The organism is Streptomyces sp. NPDC005648, assembly GCF_040605395.1.
GTDB lineage: Bacteria > Actinomycetota > Actinomycetes > Streptomycetales > Streptomycetaceae > Streptomyces.
In genome coordinates, this window is the sequence record NZ_JBEXCS010000059.1 from 1 (window position 1) to 13,750 (window position 13,750).

General features: G+C 71.8%; 13 protein-coding genes and 2 pseudogenes. 10 read left to right on the forward strand and 5 right to left on the reverse strand.

The features are described 5' to 3' along the window. Window positions 1-314, forward strand: a pseudogene (locus tag ABZT17_RS28995) (hypothetical protein); the annotation flags it as partial. A gap of 39 nt (window positions 315-353) precedes the next feature. Here ABZT17_RS28995 and ABZT17_RS29000 read toward each other — a convergent pair. The 3 genes from ABZT17_RS29000 to ABZT17_RS29010 form a co-directional block, all read right to left on the reverse strand. Then, window positions 354-1,067: a response regulator transcription factor gene (locus ABZT17_RS29000; RefSeq protein ID WP_356352900.1), complete on the reverse strand. Its 714-nt coding sequence runs from the start codon at window positions 1,065-1,067 to the stop codon at window positions 354-356. Window positions 1,068-1,107: 40 nt separating this feature from the next. Beyond that, window positions 1,108-2,295 (reverse strand): sensor histidine kinase, encoded by a 1,188-nt coding sequence (locus ABZT17_RS29005; protein ID WP_356352902.1) that lies wholly within the window; start codon window positions 2,293-2,295, stop codon window positions 1,108-1,110. Between the two features lie 118 nt (window positions 2,296-2,413). Then, window positions 2,414-4,615 carry an MMPL family transporter gene (locus ABZT17_RS29010; RefSeq protein WP_356352904.1) on the reverse strand — a complete coding sequence of 734 codons (2,202 nt, stop codon included), beginning with the start codon at window positions 4,613-4,615 and terminating at the stop codon, window positions 2,414-2,416. A 292-nt stretch (window positions 4,616-4,907) separates the two neighbouring features. On the opposite strand from ABZT17_RS29010, the gene ABZT17_RS29015 reads away from it, so the two are divergent. Next, window positions 4,908-5,090 (forward strand): hypothetical protein, encoded by a 183-nt coding sequence (locus tag ABZT17_RS29015; protein ID WP_356352905.1) that lies wholly within the window; start codon window positions 4,908-4,910, stop codon window positions 5,088-5,090. 55 nt (window positions 5,091-5,145) lie between these two features. Here the strand turns inward: ABZT17_RS29015 and ABZT17_RS29020 are convergent, their stop codons facing one another. After that, window positions 5,146-6,627 carry an MFS transporter gene (locus tag ABZT17_RS29020; protein WP_356352907.1) on the reverse strand — a complete coding sequence of 494 codons (1,482 nt, stop codon included), beginning with the start codon at window positions 6,625-6,627 and terminating at the stop codon, window positions 5,146-5,148. A gap of 146 nt (window positions 6,628-6,773) precedes the next feature. On the opposite strand from ABZT17_RS29020, the gene ABZT17_RS29025 reads away from it, so the two are divergent. Further along, window positions 6,774-7,991, forward strand: coding sequence for a cytochrome P450 (locus ABZT17_RS29025; protein ID WP_356352909.1), 1,218 nt, complete (start codon window positions 6,774-6,776; stop codon window positions 7,989-7,991). Between the two features lie 2 nt (window positions 7,992-7,993). Beyond that, window positions 7,994-8,644: a TetR family transcriptional regulator gene (locus ABZT17_RS29030; RefSeq protein WP_356352911.1), complete on the forward strand. Its 651-nt coding sequence runs from the start codon at window positions 7,994-7,996 to the stop codon at window positions 8,642-8,644. Window positions 8,645-8,649: 5 nt separating this feature from the next. On the opposite strand, the gene ABZT17_RS29035 is transcribed toward ABZT17_RS29030, so the two are convergent. Next, complete coding sequence (locus ABZT17_RS29035; RefSeq protein ID WP_356352913.1) at window positions 8,650-9,573, reverse strand: SGNH/GDSL hydrolase family protein; 924 nt, start codon at window positions 9,571-9,573, stop codon at window positions 8,650-8,652. 367 nt (window positions 9,574-9,940) lie between these two features. On the opposite strand from ABZT17_RS29035, the gene ABZT17_RS29040 reads away from it, so the two are divergent. The 6 genes and pseudogenes from ABZT17_RS29040 to ABZT17_RS29065 all read left to right on the forward strand — a co-directional run bounded on the left by ABZT17_RS29040 (window position 9,941) and on the right by ABZT17_RS29065 (window position 13,727). After that, entirely contained in the window at window positions 9,941-10,681 is a 741-nt protein-coding gene (locus tag ABZT17_RS29040; protein WP_356352915.1) for a response regulator transcription factor, read from the forward strand. Between the two features lie 221 nt (window positions 10,682-10,902). Beyond that, window positions 10,903-11,097, forward strand: coding sequence for a ferredoxin (locus tag ABZT17_RS29045; RefSeq protein WP_356352917.1), 195 nt, complete (start codon window positions 10,903-10,905; stop codon window positions 11,095-11,097). After that, window positions 11,094-12,197 (forward strand): annotated as a pseudogene (locus ABZT17_RS29050) (FAD-dependent oxidoreductase). The gene ABZT17_RS29045 and the pseudogene ABZT17_RS29050 overlap by 4 nt, the downstream one beginning before the upstream one ends. A gap of 63 nt (window positions 12,198-12,260) precedes the next feature. Continuing rightward, window positions 12,261-12,794, forward strand: a complete 534-nt coding sequence (locus ABZT17_RS29055; RefSeq protein WP_356352919.1) for a MarR family transcriptional regulator — start codon at window positions 12,261-12,263, stop codon at window positions 12,792-12,794. Window positions 12,795-12,879: 85 nt separating this feature from the next. Then, complete coding sequence (locus ABZT17_RS29060; protein ID WP_356352921.1) at window positions 12,880-13,260, forward strand: MauE/DoxX family redox-associated membrane protein; 381 nt, start codon at window positions 12,880-12,882, stop codon at window positions 13,258-13,260. Then, window positions 13,257-13,727, forward strand: a complete 471-nt coding sequence (locus tag ABZT17_RS29065) for a peroxiredoxin (protein ID WP_356352923.1) — start codon at window positions 13,257-13,259, stop codon at window positions 13,725-13,727. The genes ABZT17_RS29060 and ABZT17_RS29065 overlap by 4 nt, the downstream gene beginning before the upstream one ends. Window positions 13,728-13,750 lie beyond the last annotated feature (23 nt).

The window sequence follows — 13,750 nt, forward strand, 5'->3', positions numbered from 1 at the left end:
ACGCCCTCGACGACGCCGACACCACATCGGGTCAGTCCCGGGTCCACCCCGAGTACGCGCACCGCGCCCCTCCTTCGATCTCCCCCAGCCTCACCCGGCCCGCCGCCGAGGAACCGGACGACCGGGACAGCCGTAGCGGCCGAGACCGCTCGGACGGCGGAGACGGCCCGGACGGCCGAGACGGTCAGGACACAGCCGTCCCGGTCGCGGCGGCCACCCTCGCCGCCCGCCTGCGCGCCGCCCAGGCCCCGGTCCTCACCCCCGCCGAGTCGGCCCTGCTGGAGCAGTGGCTGGACAAGCTGTCCGCCGGCTGAGCCTCGTCGCGCCCCCGGCCCGCCGGGGAGTCCCGCGCCTCACAGGCGGCCCGCGTCGCCGGACATCCCTTGGCCCTCCCCGGCCGGCGGAGCCTGCACCAGGCCCGACTGGTAGGCGATGACGACGAGTTGGGCGCGGTCCCGGGCACCCAGCTTGGTCATGGCGCGGTGTACATGCGTACGGACGGTCAGCGGGCTGACGTAGAGCTTCTCCGCGATCTCCTCGTTGGAGTGGCCCTCCGCGACCCAGGACATGACCTCCCGCTCGCGGGTGGTCAGCCCGGACAGGTCGGCGGATCCCGGCAGCCGCGTGCCGCGTACGGGAGTGGTCAGGAACCGCTGGATGAGCACCCGGGTGGCGAGCGGGGAGAGCAGCGAGTCGCCCGCCGCCACCGTCCGGATGCCGTCCAGGAGGGCGTCGGCGGTCACGTCCTTGCCGAGGAACCCGCTCGCGCCCGCCCGCAGCGCCTGGGCGACGTACTCGTCGATCTCGAAGGTGGTGAGGATCAGCACACGTGTGCCGGACAGCGCCGGGTCCGCGCAGATGACCGTCGTGGCGGCGAGGCCGTCGGTGCCGGGCATCCGGATGTCCATCAGGACGAGATCGGGACGGTGGATACGGGCCAGGTCGACCGCCTCGGCACCGTCGGTCGCCTCGGCGACCACCTCCATGTCGTCGCACGAGTCGATCAGGATGCGGAACGTGGCCCGCAGCAGGGCCTGGTCGTCGGCGAGCAGCACGCGGATGGTCATGGGGTCCGTTCCCGTCGTCTCATGGTGGTCGTCTCCCGCGTCACAGCGCGGTGGGGTACAGGGGAAGCCGGGTCGTCACTTCGAAGCCGCCCTCCAGCCGGTGGCCGGCCTGGAGGGCCCCGCCGACCGACCGGGCCCGCTCGCGCATGCCGATCAGCCCGAAGCCGTGGCCCGGAGCGGGCTCCGCCGGCCCGGTGGACGTGCCGAAGTCGGTCACGGTGATCGTCAGCTGGTCCTCACGGTAGGCGAGCCGCACATGCGCCGCTGTGGCCGAGGTGTGCTTGGCGACATTGGTCAGCGCCTCCTGCACGATGCGGTACGCCGTCAGGTCCACCCCGGGCGACAGCGACCGGGGCGTGCCCTCCGTGACGACCCGCACGCACAGGCCCGTGGAGCCGAACGCGTCCGTCAGCTCGGCGAGTTGCCCCAGACCCGGGCTCGGGGCAAGAGGTGCCTCGGGCGTGTCCGGCTGGCGCAGCAGACCGACGGTGGCCTTCATCTCGCGCAGCGCCGAGGACGTCGTACCGGCCAGCTCGGTGAGGATCTTCTGGACCTGGTCGGGATGGGTGCGGGCCAGATGGGCGGCCGTGCCCGCCTGGGCGTTGGCCAGGGCCAGATGGTGGGCGACGACGTCGTGCAGCTCGCGGGCGATCCGCATCCGCTCCTCGGCCACCCGGTGCCTGGCCTCCTCCTCACGGCTGTGCTCGGCGTACTCGGCGCGGGCCTGGACGGCCTCCAGGTACGCGGCCTTCATCCGCACGGTGGTGCCCGTGGCGACCGGCAGCAGCAGCCAGGAGGCGGGGCCGAGGGTCTTCAGCGGCCAGGGGTGGTCATTGGGGTCGATCGCGAAGGTCGTGGTCACGATCAGCGCGAGGGCGGCGAAGAAGAAGATCCTGGTGGTCATGGCGTCGGTGCCGACCGCGAGCCGCAGCAGCGCCAGCATGACCGGCGCCAGGATCAGCGGGGTGAGCAGATGGCCGAGCGCTCCGGCACCGGCGGCGCCCAGGGTCGTCACCACGGTCACCGTGCGCGGGTGGGTGCGCTGCCAGAGCAGGGCCACGCAGGAGACGGCCGCCAGCGCGATGGTGGGGCCCACCGCGTTCGAGTGGTGTGCGTCGGGCACCTGGATCTCGCTGCCGAAGAGGAAGGCGGCGAAGAGGACCGCGGCCGTCATGATGTCGACGGTGCGCATGTGTTCGTCCGCGTACCGCTGCAGATGGATGCTCATCGCGCCTCTCCGGTGCCGGTTCTCGAGTCATGGTGCGCGACGCCCCCCGGGAACGACGGGTGAGGGTCGCCCGTGTCCGATGCGACACGGGCGACCCCCACCGGGGCGGCGCACGGGGTCAGAGGCGGGCCGCCTCACGTACGGCGGACGCGGACGCGCCCGGGGCCTCACGGGTCAGTGCCTCGCCCTCCACGTCGACCGTCGGCAGCAGCCGGTCCAGCCACCCCGGCAACCACCACGCGGCCCGGCCCAGAAGGGCGAGCACCGCCGGCACGAACGCCATACGGACGACGAAGGCGTCCAGCAGCACGGCCGCGGCCAGCCCGAAGCCGATCATCTTGATCATCGACTCGCCGGCCCCTATGAAGCCCGCGAACACCGCGATCATGATCAGCGCCGCGGCCACGACCACCCGGGCGCTGTGCCGGAATCCGGTGGTGACCGCCTGGCCGGGCGGGTCTCCGTGGACGTAGGCCTCCCGGATCCTGGCCACGAGGAACACCTCGTAGTCCATGGCCAGGCCGAACACGATGCCCACCAGGAAGATCGGCATCAGGTTCATGATCGGACCGGTCTCCGCCACTCCGAGCAGATCGGCGCCGTAGCCCCACTGGAAGACCGCGACGACGGAGCCGAGCGCGGCGAGCACGGAGAGGAGGAAGCCGAGGGCGGCCTTCAGCGGGACCAGGACGGACCGGAAGACGACCAGCAGCAGGACGAACGCCAGACCCACCACCACGACGAGGTACGGGATCAGGGCGGCCTGTGTCTTCTCGGACATGTCGATGTTCAGCGCCGTCGTACCCGTGACCTCGAAGGTCGCCCCGGTGCCCGCGTCGACGGCGGGCCGGTGGTCCCGGATGGTGCCCACGAGATCCTGGGTCTTCCTGTCGCTCGGCCCGGTGGCCGGCGTCGCGGCGAACACCGCCGTGTCCCCTGCCGGGTTGAAACGCGCCGGCGAGACCGAGACGACGCCCTTCTCCGCGGCGATCTTCTCGCTGATCGCCGTCACCGCGCCCTTCGCGTCACTCGCCCCCTTGGCGTCCACGACGATCGTGAGCGGACCGTTGAACCCGGGACCGAAGCCCTTGGCGAGCGCGTCGTAGGCGCGTCGCTCCGTCGTGGACGTCGACTTCACCTCGTCGCCCGGCATGCCCAGCTGCAGATCCATCACCGGCACGGCGAGCGTGCCCAGTCCCACCACGCTCAGCAGCAGCACGGCCGCCGGGCGGCGCAGCACGAAGCCGGCCCAGCGGCTGCCCCCGTTGCGCCCGCCCGCCTCCTCGATACGGCCCTTGCGGCGGGCGGAGCGTGCCAGGACCGCGTTCGGCCACCAGCCGAGGAGCGCCGGGACAAGGGTCAGCGAGATCAGTACGGCGATCACGACCGCGCCCGCCGCGGCCAGGCCCATCTTGGTCAGCATCGGGATGCCCACCACCGACAGCCCGGCCAGCGCGATGACCACCGTGAGCCCGGCGAAGACGACCGCTGAGCCCGCCGTGCCCGCCGCGAGGCCCGCCGCGACCTGCGGGGCGTGCCCCTTGCCGCGCTCCTCGCGGTAGCGGGAGACGACGAACATCGCGTAGTCGATACCCACCGCGAGGCCCAGCATCGTGGCCAGCGTCCCGGTCGTGGACGACAGACCGAAGGTGTTCGCCAGCGCGAGGACCGAGGCCATGCCGATCCCGACGCCCACCACCGCGGTGAGCAGCGGCAGCCCGGCGGCGGCGAGCGAACCGAAGGTCAGCAGCAGGACGACGGCGGCGATCCCGATGCCGATCGCCTCGGCCGTGCCGCCCGCCGCCGGCTTGGAGGCGAGTGCCGTACCGCCGACCTCCACGGTCAGGCCCGAGTCCCGGGCCCCGTCGATGGCCCTCTCGAGGTGCCTCTTGCTGGTGTCGGTGAGGTCGTCCGCCCTGTGGTCGAAGGAGACCGTCGAGTAGGCGGTGGATCCGTCCCGGCTCACCGCGCGGGCCTTGAAGGGGTCGACGGCGCTTGACACCTGCGAGCCGTCGGCCGCCTCGCCCACGAACTTCTCGATCGCCGACCGGTGGGCGGCGGCGGTCACCTTCTGCCCGTCCGGCGCGACGAACACGACACGGGCGCTCGCGCCGTTGGCGGTGGTCCCGGGGAAGCGCTGCTCCAGCAGGTCGAACGCCTTCTGCGACTCGATGCCGGGCATGGACTCGGCTCCGTCGTCGGCGGCCGGCGCCAGCGCCGCGGCGACACCGGCACCGGCCAGTACCGCCACCCACAGCAGGACGCTCAACAGGCGTCGACGGAAGGCCAGTTGACCCAACCGGCACAGAAAAGTGGCCATGAAAAGGAGGTCTCCCCATCTGAACTCGGGTACCTCCCCAGGCTCTCGGGGCAGGGCCCTCACGTCGTCGTGCGGCTGCCGACATTCGGGGCTACTGAGAACGCAGTACGGACCCGGCCCGGCGTCATACCGGAGCACGACGGCCTCGGCGGTGGTGGAGCGGGCTACACCAGGCATCCGGGCACGCGCTCCATCGAACGGGCGGAGCGACATCGGAAGAGTTGTCGGCACAGGACGAACTCCCGATCCGAACGCCTGATCCCGAACTCCTGACCCCGAGAGGAAAAATCCGATGAGGACCCTGCTGGCATCGCGGCCCGTGCTCTGGTTCCTGTTCCTGTTCAACCTCGCCGTCGCCGCGGTGGCGCCCTTCACCGTGGACGGCGCCCAGGGGGTGCTCACCTGCGTCGGCATGGGGGTCGTCTCCCTCGGAGCGGGTGTGAGTCTGCTGCGGACCCGGAAGAAGCCGGCCTGATGGCCGCCGGATCGTCGGCCGGCGACCATGGCCATGGCCATCAAGGGCCGGAGGCTCAGCCCACCTTGGACGCGTCGGCCGACGGTTCGGCGGTCGCGGTGGCCGGCGCGGCCGTGACGACGGGCCGACGGCGGGGGATGAACGACGCCACGGCGAAGGCCAGCAGGGCGGCGCCCGCGCCGATGGCCATGACGGTCTTGAAACCGTTCTCCGAGGGCAGCGCGACGCCGCCCAGGCTGATCGTCATCTGCGACAGGATCACACCGGCGATCGCGCTGGCCGTCGATGTACCGATCGAACGCATCAGTGTGTTGAGGCTGTTGGCGGCGGCGGTCTCCGAGGGGTCCACCGCGCCCATGATGAGGGCCGGCATGGCGCCGTACGTGAAGCCGATGCCGGCGCCGATCACACAGGACACCAGCACAAGGTGCCAGACCTCGGACATCAGCACGATGTTGATGCCGTAACCGCCGGCCACGATCAGGGCGCCGATCATCAGCGTGACCTTCGGGCCCTTCGCCTTGGAGACCGCGGCGGACACCGGCGCGAACGCCATCATCACCAGGCCGGACGGCGCCATGACCAGACCGGCCGTCAGCAGCGACCTGCCCAGGCCGAAGCCGGTCCGGGCGGGCAGCTGCAGCAGCTGGGGCAGGACCAGGGACATCGCGAACATCGAGAAACCGATCGCGATCGAGGCCAGGTTGGTCACCAGCACCTGACGGCGGGCGGTCGTGCGCAGGTCCACCAGCGGCTCGGAGGTGCGCAGTTCGAAGAAGCCCCAGGCGACGAGCACCACGACCGCAGCGGCGAACAGACCCAGCGTGGTGCCGCTGGTCCAGCCCCAGTCCGCGCCCTTGGAGACCGCGAGCAGCAGGGAGACCAGGCCCACGGCCATACCGACACCGCCGACCAGGTCGAAGCGGCCACCGGACCGCACCTTCGACTCCGGCACGAACAGCACGACGAGCGCCAGCGCCACCACACCCATGCCGGCGGAGGCCCAGAACAGCACATGCCAGTCGAAGTGGTCCGCGATCAGCGCCGCCGTCGGCAGCCCCAGCGCGCCGCCGACCCCGAGCGAAGCGCTCATCAGCGCGGTCGCCCCCGCCAGCCGCTCCACCGGCAGCTCGTCGCGCATGATGCTGATGCCCAGCGGCACAACCGCCGACGCCAGGCCCTGCACCGCACGGCCGATGATCATCGGAACCAGCGACTCGCTCAGCGCGCACACGACCGAGCCGGTCACCAGCAGCACGACACTGACCAGCAGCATGCGCCGCTTGCCGAACATGTCGCCGAGCCGCCCCACCACCGGGGTCGCCACCGCGGCCGCCAGCAGTGTGGCGGTCACGGCCCAGGCGGTGTCCGACGCGGGAGCGTCCAGCAGCTTGGGCAGCTCCGGGACGATCGGGATGACCAGCGTCTGCATCAGGGAGACGACGATGCCGGCGAAGGCCAGCACGGCCACCACGGCGCCGGACCGCGAAGCGGCCGGATCGCCCGAGTCGGCAGGTCTCGGAAGAGCGTCGGACATGAAGGGAGCCTCCGTGGGGATCGTGGGGACGGACGGATGGTGCGGGCGGACCGAAACCTGAAACAGAGTTAAGTCAGGCGCTTGACTTACCTTACGGGCTCGGTTTGCCTGATCGTGCAGCGACCACCCGGATCGGAGGAGGGCGTATGTACCCGCGCGAGGACCGACAGCCCCTGAGGTATCCGTTGCACGGCACCACGGCGCTGGAGCCGCCCGCCGAGTGGGAGGAGCTGCGCGACCGCTGTCCGTTCGCCCGCGTGACCCTGCCCAGTGGTGACGAGGCCACGCTGCTCACCCGCCACGAGGACGTCCGGCAGGTTCTCTCCGACAACAGGTTCAACAACCGGCTGCGCGCCGACGCGGCCCGGATCGCGGACGACGACTCGGGCGGGGTGTTCGGCAGCGACATGGCGAAGGCCCTCCCCGCGCGCGGGGAGGCGCACCGGCGCTGGCGGAGGGCGGTGGGCAGGTGGTTCACCGCCGAGCGGGTGGCCACCCTGCGGCCGGGCATCGAGGCCATGGCCGAGAAACTCGTCGACGACATGGTGATCCACGGGCAGCCCGCCGACCTGCGGGCCCATCTGGCCCATCCGCTGCCCGTGTGGGTGATCTGCGACCTCCTCGGTGTGCCCGCCGCCGACCATCACCGGTTCGGGTACTGGTCCGACGTGCTGCTCAACCTCACCCGGTACCAGCAGGACGAGATCGAGCAGGCCCAGGACGACTTCGTCGACTACATGGCCGCCCATGTCTACGCCAAGCGCGAGACCCCGAGCGCCGACCTCCTCAGCGACCTGGTCGTCGAGTGGGACCCCGACGGCCACCCCATGTCCGAGCGCGAGCTGGTCTTCACCGGCCAGGCCCTGCTGGTCGCCGGGCACGAGACCACCACGAACGTGATCGGCAAGACCGTGGCCCTGCTGCTCGCCGACCGCCGCCGCTGGGAACGGCTCCTCGCCGATCCCTCGCTGGTGCGCCCCGCGATCGAGGAGGCCCTGCGCTTCGACCCCGACCCCGGTATCGGCATGCCCCGCTACCTGGACGAGGAGACCGGGTTCGCCGGCCATGTCCTGCCGTCCGGCACGACCGTGCTGTGCAGCACCGCTGCCGCCAACCGGGACGAGCGGGTGTTCGACGCGCCCGACGAGATGAGGCTGGACCGCACTCCCAACCCGCATCTGGCCTTCGGCGCCGGAGAGTGCTCCTGTCTCGGCCAGGAGCTGGCCCGCGCCCAGCTGCAGACCGTCCTTCGCGTGCTGTTGCGTAGGCTTCCGACGTTGGAACTCGCCGCGCCGGCGGCGGACCTGCGACGGCTCGAGGGACTGGCCGTCGGAGGGCTGAGTGAAGTCCCGGTGCGGTGGTGAGCATGACCGGCAGGACGGTACGGGCGGAGCAGGTCAGCGCGACCCGGGAGCTGATCCTGGCCGCGGCCGAGCGGCTGTTCGCCGAGCGCGGTGTCAACGCCGTCTCCAACCGTCAGGTCAGCGAGGCCGCCGGACAGGGCAACAACACCGCCGTCGGCTACCACTTCGGCACCAAGGCGGACCTGGTGCGGGCGATCGTGCGCAAGCACGCGGGGCCGATCGAGCGGATCCGCGCACGGCTGCTGGCGGAGGTCGGCGACTCGACGGACGTACGGGACTGGGTGGACTGCCTGGTGCGGCCGGTCCCGGAGCATCTGGGGACACTGGACGGCCCCACCTGGTACGCCCGCTTCTGCGCGCAGATCATGACCGACCCCGTCCTCCACGAGATCCTCGTGGAGGAGTCCCTCGCCTCCCCGTCGCTGCGACGGATCATCGACGGGCTCACCTCCTGCCTGCCCGATCTGCCTCCCGAGATCCGGGCCGAGCGCAGCGAGATGGTGCGCCATCTGATCGTGCAGATGCCCGCCGAACGCGAACGCGCCCTCGCCGAGAACCGGCCCACCCCCCGCCCCAACTGGGACGACGCCGCAACCGGCCTCGCCGACGCGATCGTCGGCCTCTGGCTGGCCCCGCTGGCCTCTCGCTCCTGAGGCGGTCAGTTTCCGGCTCCGATCGTTTTCAGCACCGCCTCGGCCATGCCCCGCTCGCCTCGTTCGTTGGGGTGGACCGACGCGGCCGGGGCGAGGGGTACGAGCGGTTCCACCCAGCGGGTGTCCCGGGCGGAGCAGGCGTCCCGTCCCACGGAAGGCGCGTATGTGTCGACATAGCCGGCCCCCGCGGCCTCGGCGCGTGTCCGCAGCATCGTGTTGAGCTGCTGCTCCTTCTCGTGCAGATAGGCGACGTCGCCGGGCGCCAGGCCCATGGACCGACCGCAGCCGGAGCCGCCGGCGGGCAGGATCGCCGGGTATCCGACGACGTACACACGCGCCTCGGGCGCCCTGTGCCTGACCTCGTTCAGCGCCCGGGCGAGCCGCTCGTCCGCCGCCCGGATCTTCTCCCGCACCTCGTCGGTGCCCCCGGCGACATAGCGCTCACGGCACGGGGCGTCGTCGGCCCACTTGCCGCCGCCCAGCGCGTAGTGGACGACCCCCTGCCCCACGCACTGCTTCACCGTCGAGGCGAAGCCGATGTCGTTGCCGCCGATGCCCAGGGTGACCAGCCGGGTCCTGTCGGACAGGGCCGAGAGCTGGGCCCCGTTGGCTCCGTCGTCGGTGCCCTGGGCGGAGAACAGGTCGCCGATGGTGGCGCCGCTGCAGCTCACGTCACGGAAGTCGGCGGCCTTCAGCTTCAGGCCGCGGGCGACCAGTGAGGGGTAGTTGCGGTCGGAGCGGTCGCACCCCGCCGGCCTGCCGTTCTGGTCCGGGATCTCCGGGCCCGCGGTGTAGGAGTCGCCCAGGGCGACGTACGGACCCTTGGGCGGGTCCTGGTCGGAGCCGTCGTGGTGGGCGATGCCGACGGCGGCGCCCAGCGCCCCGAAGGCCAGCGCCCCGGCAAGAACGGCGCGTACAGAGGTCTTCATCGGTGTGTCGTGCCTTCCGTCTCGGAGGTCGGGCGCGTCCGGACACGGTCGGTGCCGGACGGCGCTCGGCCGGGGGAGTGGGCGGCGGGACAACCGAGCAGGGAGCGGGAGAAAGGGGCGTCCTCGGGCGCGGCGCCGGCCGGGGGATGGCCGGCGCCGCGCCCGGACCGCGTCGCACCCCGTTCCGGGGCGGGGCACGGCGCGTCGGGGCGGCCTCCGCTCAAGGCGGCCCCTGTTCCCGGACGGGTTCGTGGCTCCCGTCCGGACGAAGGGGTTGCTTGCGTCAGGCAAGCATAGTTAGATTACTTGAGTCAAGCAAGAGATGAATTTACTTGAGTCAGGCAAGCAGAACGGTAGGGTGAGTGACATGCCTCCCTCGTCGCCGCACGGCGCCACCGTCGCGAGGCCGGTCCTCGCGCGGGGGGCCGGGCAGCATGTCCTGGTGGTCGCGGGCGAGCCGGAACTCGCCGAACTGCTCTCCACCACCCTGGAGTTGGCCGGCTATCGGATCAGCCTGGCCGGCAGCGGGGCCGAGGCCCTGGCGCGAGCCGACGAGCACCGCTACGACCTCGTCGTACTGGACGCCACGCTGCCCGACCTGGTGAGCCTGGCCGGGGCGTGTCGCCCCCCGGCCGCGAATCGGCCCCCGGTGCTCTTCCTCACTGTCTACGATTCCCTGGACCGGCTGCCGCCCGAACTCGGCCTGGGGCGGAAGGACTACGTCACCAAGCCGTTCCGGGTGGCCGAAGTCCTCGCCAGGATGCAGGTGTTGCTGCGTGGAGCCCATGGCGGCGCCCGCCGGAACGGCGCGCTCGCCTACGGTGACCTGGTGCTGGACGACGCCCGCTGCCAGGCGCGCCGCGACGCCCGGACGCTCGACCTCACGCCCGCCGAGTACCGGCTGCTGCGCCACCTGCTCGTCAACGCCCCCCGCGTGCTCTCCAAGGAGCAGATCGGCCGCTGTGTCTGGGGCGACTTCCGCGGTGACAACGCGATCGAGCAGCTCGTCTCCCGGCTGCGCCGCAAGGTGGACCGCGACGCGCCGGCGCTGATCCACACCCGCAGAGGCTTCGGCTACTGGCTGGGAGGGCTGGACGCCGGGACGTGACGGGGGCAGAGCGCCAACTGTGCGTCTGCGTCGCGGAGTTACGGGCTGCCGAGAGGTCGGACCCTCCACCGGCGCGTCCCGCCCCTCAAGCCCGCCTGCGACCTCGATGAAGTGAGGTTCAAGCGCGACACGTTCATCTATGGAGTGCACGAACTCCCCGTCGCCCGGTGAGGTGCTCGTCCCATGAGGCGACAACAACCGCGTGTGTGAAGGAGATCGACATGAAGGTGGAGCTGGAGGCCGACAGGTGCGTCGCCTCGGGGCAGTGCGTACTCGCCGCGATGGCCGTCTTCGACCAGGACGACGACGGCACCGCGATCCTGCTGGAGGAGGAGCCCGGGCCCGAACTCCTCGACGGCGTCCGGGAAGCCGTCGCGGTCTGCCCGGCCGCCGCCATCCGACTGGTCGAGCGGTGAACCGGATCGTCGTCGTCGGAGCCTCGGCCGCCGGACTCGCGGCGGCCGAGACCTTGCGCCGAGAGGGCCACACCGGCACGCTCACCCTCGTGGGCGACGAGCCGCTCGCCCCCTACGACCGCCCGCCGCTCTCCAAGCAGCTGCTGTCCGGCGAGTGGGAGCCCGAGCGGCTGGCCCTGCGTCCGGCGGCCGACCTGGGGCCCTCGGGCTCGACCTGCGCCTCGGTGTCGCCGCGACCGGCCTCCAACTCGCCGACCACACCGTCCGGTTGGCCGACGGCTCCGAGGTGCCGTACGACGGACTGATCGTGGCCACCGGGGTACGGCCGCGTCGGCTGCCCGGTGAGGGTGCGCATGTGCTGCGCACCCTGGGCGACGCGCTGACGCTGCGGGACCGGCTCGGGCCGGGGCTGCGGCTGGTCGTCGTCGGCGCCGGGTTCCTCGGCGCGGAGGCGGCCGCCGTGGCCTGGCGGCTCGGCGCGCAGGTCACCCTCCTCGAACCCGCTCCGGTGCCACGTGGACCTGCGCTGCGGCGTCGGAGTGGCCGAGGACGGGGTGCGGCTCACGGACGGCGGGGAGATCGAGGCCGACGAGGTCCTGGTCGCCGTCGGCTCGCTGCCGAACACCGAGTGGCTGGAGGGAAGCGGGCTGACGCTGGGCGACGGGGTCGTCTGCGACCAGTACTGCGAGGCCGCCCGGAACGTCTACGCGGCCGGTGACGTCGCCCGCTGGCACAACCCCCTCTTCGGCACCTCGATGCGGATCGAGCACCGCACCAACGCCGCCGAACAGGGCATGGCCGCGGCCCGCAACCTGATCGACCCCGGGGCGCGCACGCCGTTCGCGCCGGTGCCGTACTTCTGGTCCGACCAGTACGACATGAGGATCCGGGCCTACGGTCATCTGCGCGGCCACGACGAAGTCGCCGTGGTGGAGGGGGACTTGGCCGAGCGGCGGTTCGTCGCCGCCTACCGCACCGGTGACCGGGTGTCGGGTGCCCTGGCGATCGGGATGCCGCCCAGGGCGATCCGGCGGTGGCGTCAGGCGATCATGACCGGCACGGCCTGGGAGGAGGCGGTGAGCGATGTCGTACGAACGTAGTACGGGGAGGAAACGTCCGCAGTAGATTACTTGAGTTACGCAACAATATGGTAAAGTGGACGCATGTCCACACCACCGCTCCCCGCCGAACTCCCCGACATCCCCGCGTCGGACGAAGTGATCGAGATCGAGCGCGCGCTCACCCGTATCACCTATCTGAGTACCCGCGCCCGCCAGCACGACCGGCTGATGGCGCTGGCCGGTGTGCCGCTGGACCGCGCCGCCGTGGCGTTGCTGCGGCAGGTCGCCGACTCGGAGCCGCTGCGACCGGGGGAGCTGGCGGCCCGGCTGGGGGTGGAGGCGTCCCATGTCACCCGCACCGTGCAGCAGCTGCAGAAGTCCGGTTACGTCACCCGGGTCCCCGACCCCGACGACCGCCGGGCCCAGCGCATCGAGCTGACGGAGGCGGGCCGGCAGGCCATCCGCCGGGTCCGGGACGCGGGCGCCCGCGGTATGCAGCTCGCCCTGTCGGACTGGACGCCTCAGGAACTGCGGCAGCTCGCCACGCTCTTCCACCGGATGGTCGACGACTTCCTCACCTACTCCATCGACGAGGAGGGTGAGCAGCAGGCCGTCGCGCCTGCGGGCACCGCCTGACCCGGCCGGGGGCCGCTGGGCCATCCGGCTGATGACCTTCTTCTACCTACCGGTAACATCCCGGCAGGTCACCGGAGGAGGAACCGTGTCGCGGTCCGACCGCTCGCCCCTGCTGCTCGCCGGCCTGTTGGCCACCGCGGGCGTCGCCCATTTCGCCTCGCCTCGCCAGTTCGACGAGATCGTCCCGCGTGCCCTGCCGGGCGCCCCCAGGACGTGGACGTACGCGAGCGGCGTCGTCGAGCTGGCGCTCGCGGCCGGGATCGCGGTGCCACGCACCCGCAAGGTCGCCGCGCTCGGTGCGGCCGCCCTCTTCGTCGGCGTGTTCCCCGCCAATGTCAAGATGGCCGTCGACTGGCGGAACAGGCCCGTGCCGCAGAAGGCCGTGGCCATCGGACGACTGCCGCTGCAACTGCCGCTCGTTCTGTGGGCGCGCAGTGTGGCGAGGACTGGGGAGGCACGGGCATGAGTGAACGACTGGACGTCGGGGTCAAGGTCGACGACTTCGAGCTGCGGGACGAGACCGGAACGCCCCGCACACTGACCGAGCTGCTGGCCGACGGGCCGATCGTGCTGTTCTTCTACCCGGCCGCCCTGAGTGCCGGCTGCACCGCGGAGGCCTGTCACTTCCGGGACCTCGCCGCCGAGTTCGCCGCCGTCGGCGCGCGGCCCGTGGGCGTCAGCGGAGACAGCGTCGAGCGGCAGCAGGAGTTCGCGGGCAAGCACGGCCTCGGCATGCCCCTGCTGTCCGACGCCGACGGCACGGTGCGCGAGCTGTTCGGTGTGAAGCGCGGCTTCAACCTGGCGCCGACCAAGCGGGCCACCTTCGTGATAGCGCAGGACCGCACCATTCTGGAGATCGTCCGCAGCGAACTGCGCATGAACACCCACGCCGACCGGGCCCTGGACGCCCTGCGCGCCGCCCGCCAGAAGTGACGACCGCGAAACGGAGGGCCCTA

Excerpts from the sequence above, each read along its gene's own strand:
- ABZT17_RS29000 (WP_356352900.1), bottom strand. The coding sequence starts at position 1,067 with ATGACCATCCGCGTGCTGCTCGCCGACGACCAGGCCCTGCTGCGGGCC.
- ABZT17_RS29005 (WP_356352902.1), bottom strand. The coding sequence starts at position 2,295 with ATGAGCATCCATCTGCAGCGGTACGCGGACGAACACATGCGCACCGTC.
- ABZT17_RS29010 (WP_356352904.1), bottom strand. The coding sequence starts at position 4,615 with ATGGCCACTTTTCTGTGCCGGTTGGGTCAACTGGCCTTCCGTCGACGC.
- ABZT17_RS29015 (WP_356352905.1), top strand. The coding sequence starts at position 4,908 with ATGAGGACCCTGCTGGCATCGCGGCCCGTGCTCTGGTTCCTGTTCCTG.
- ABZT17_RS29020 (WP_356352907.1), bottom strand. The coding sequence starts at position 6,627 with ATGTCCGACGCTCTTCCGAGACCTGCCGACTCGGGCGATCCGGCCGCT.
- ABZT17_RS29025 (WP_356352909.1), top strand. The coding sequence starts at position 6,774 with ATGTACCCGCGCGAGGACCGACAGCCCCTGAGGTATCCGTTGCACGGC.
- ABZT17_RS29030 (WP_356352911.1), top strand. The coding sequence starts at position 7,994 with ATGACCGGCAGGACGGTACGGGCGGAGCAGGTCAGCGCGACCCGGGAG.
- ABZT17_RS29035 (WP_356352913.1), bottom strand. The coding sequence starts at position 9,573 with ATGAAGACCTCTGTACGCGCCGTTCTTGCCGGGGCGCTGGCCTTCGGG.
- ABZT17_RS29040 (WP_356352915.1), top strand. The coding sequence starts at position 9,941 with ATGCCTCCCTCGTCGCCGCACGGCGCCACCGTCGCGAGGCCGGTCCTC.
- ABZT17_RS29045 (WP_356352917.1), top strand. The coding sequence starts at position 10,903 with ATGAAGGTGGAGCTGGAGGCCGACAGGTGCGTCGCCTCGGGGCAGTGC.
- ABZT17_RS29055 (WP_356352919.1), top strand. The coding sequence starts at position 12,261 with ATGTCCACACCACCGCTCCCCGCCGAACTCCCCGACATCCCCGCGTCG.
- ABZT17_RS29065 (WP_356352923.1), top strand. The coding sequence starts at position 13,257 with ATGAGTGAACGACTGGACGTCGGGGTCAAGGTCGACGACTTCGAGCTG.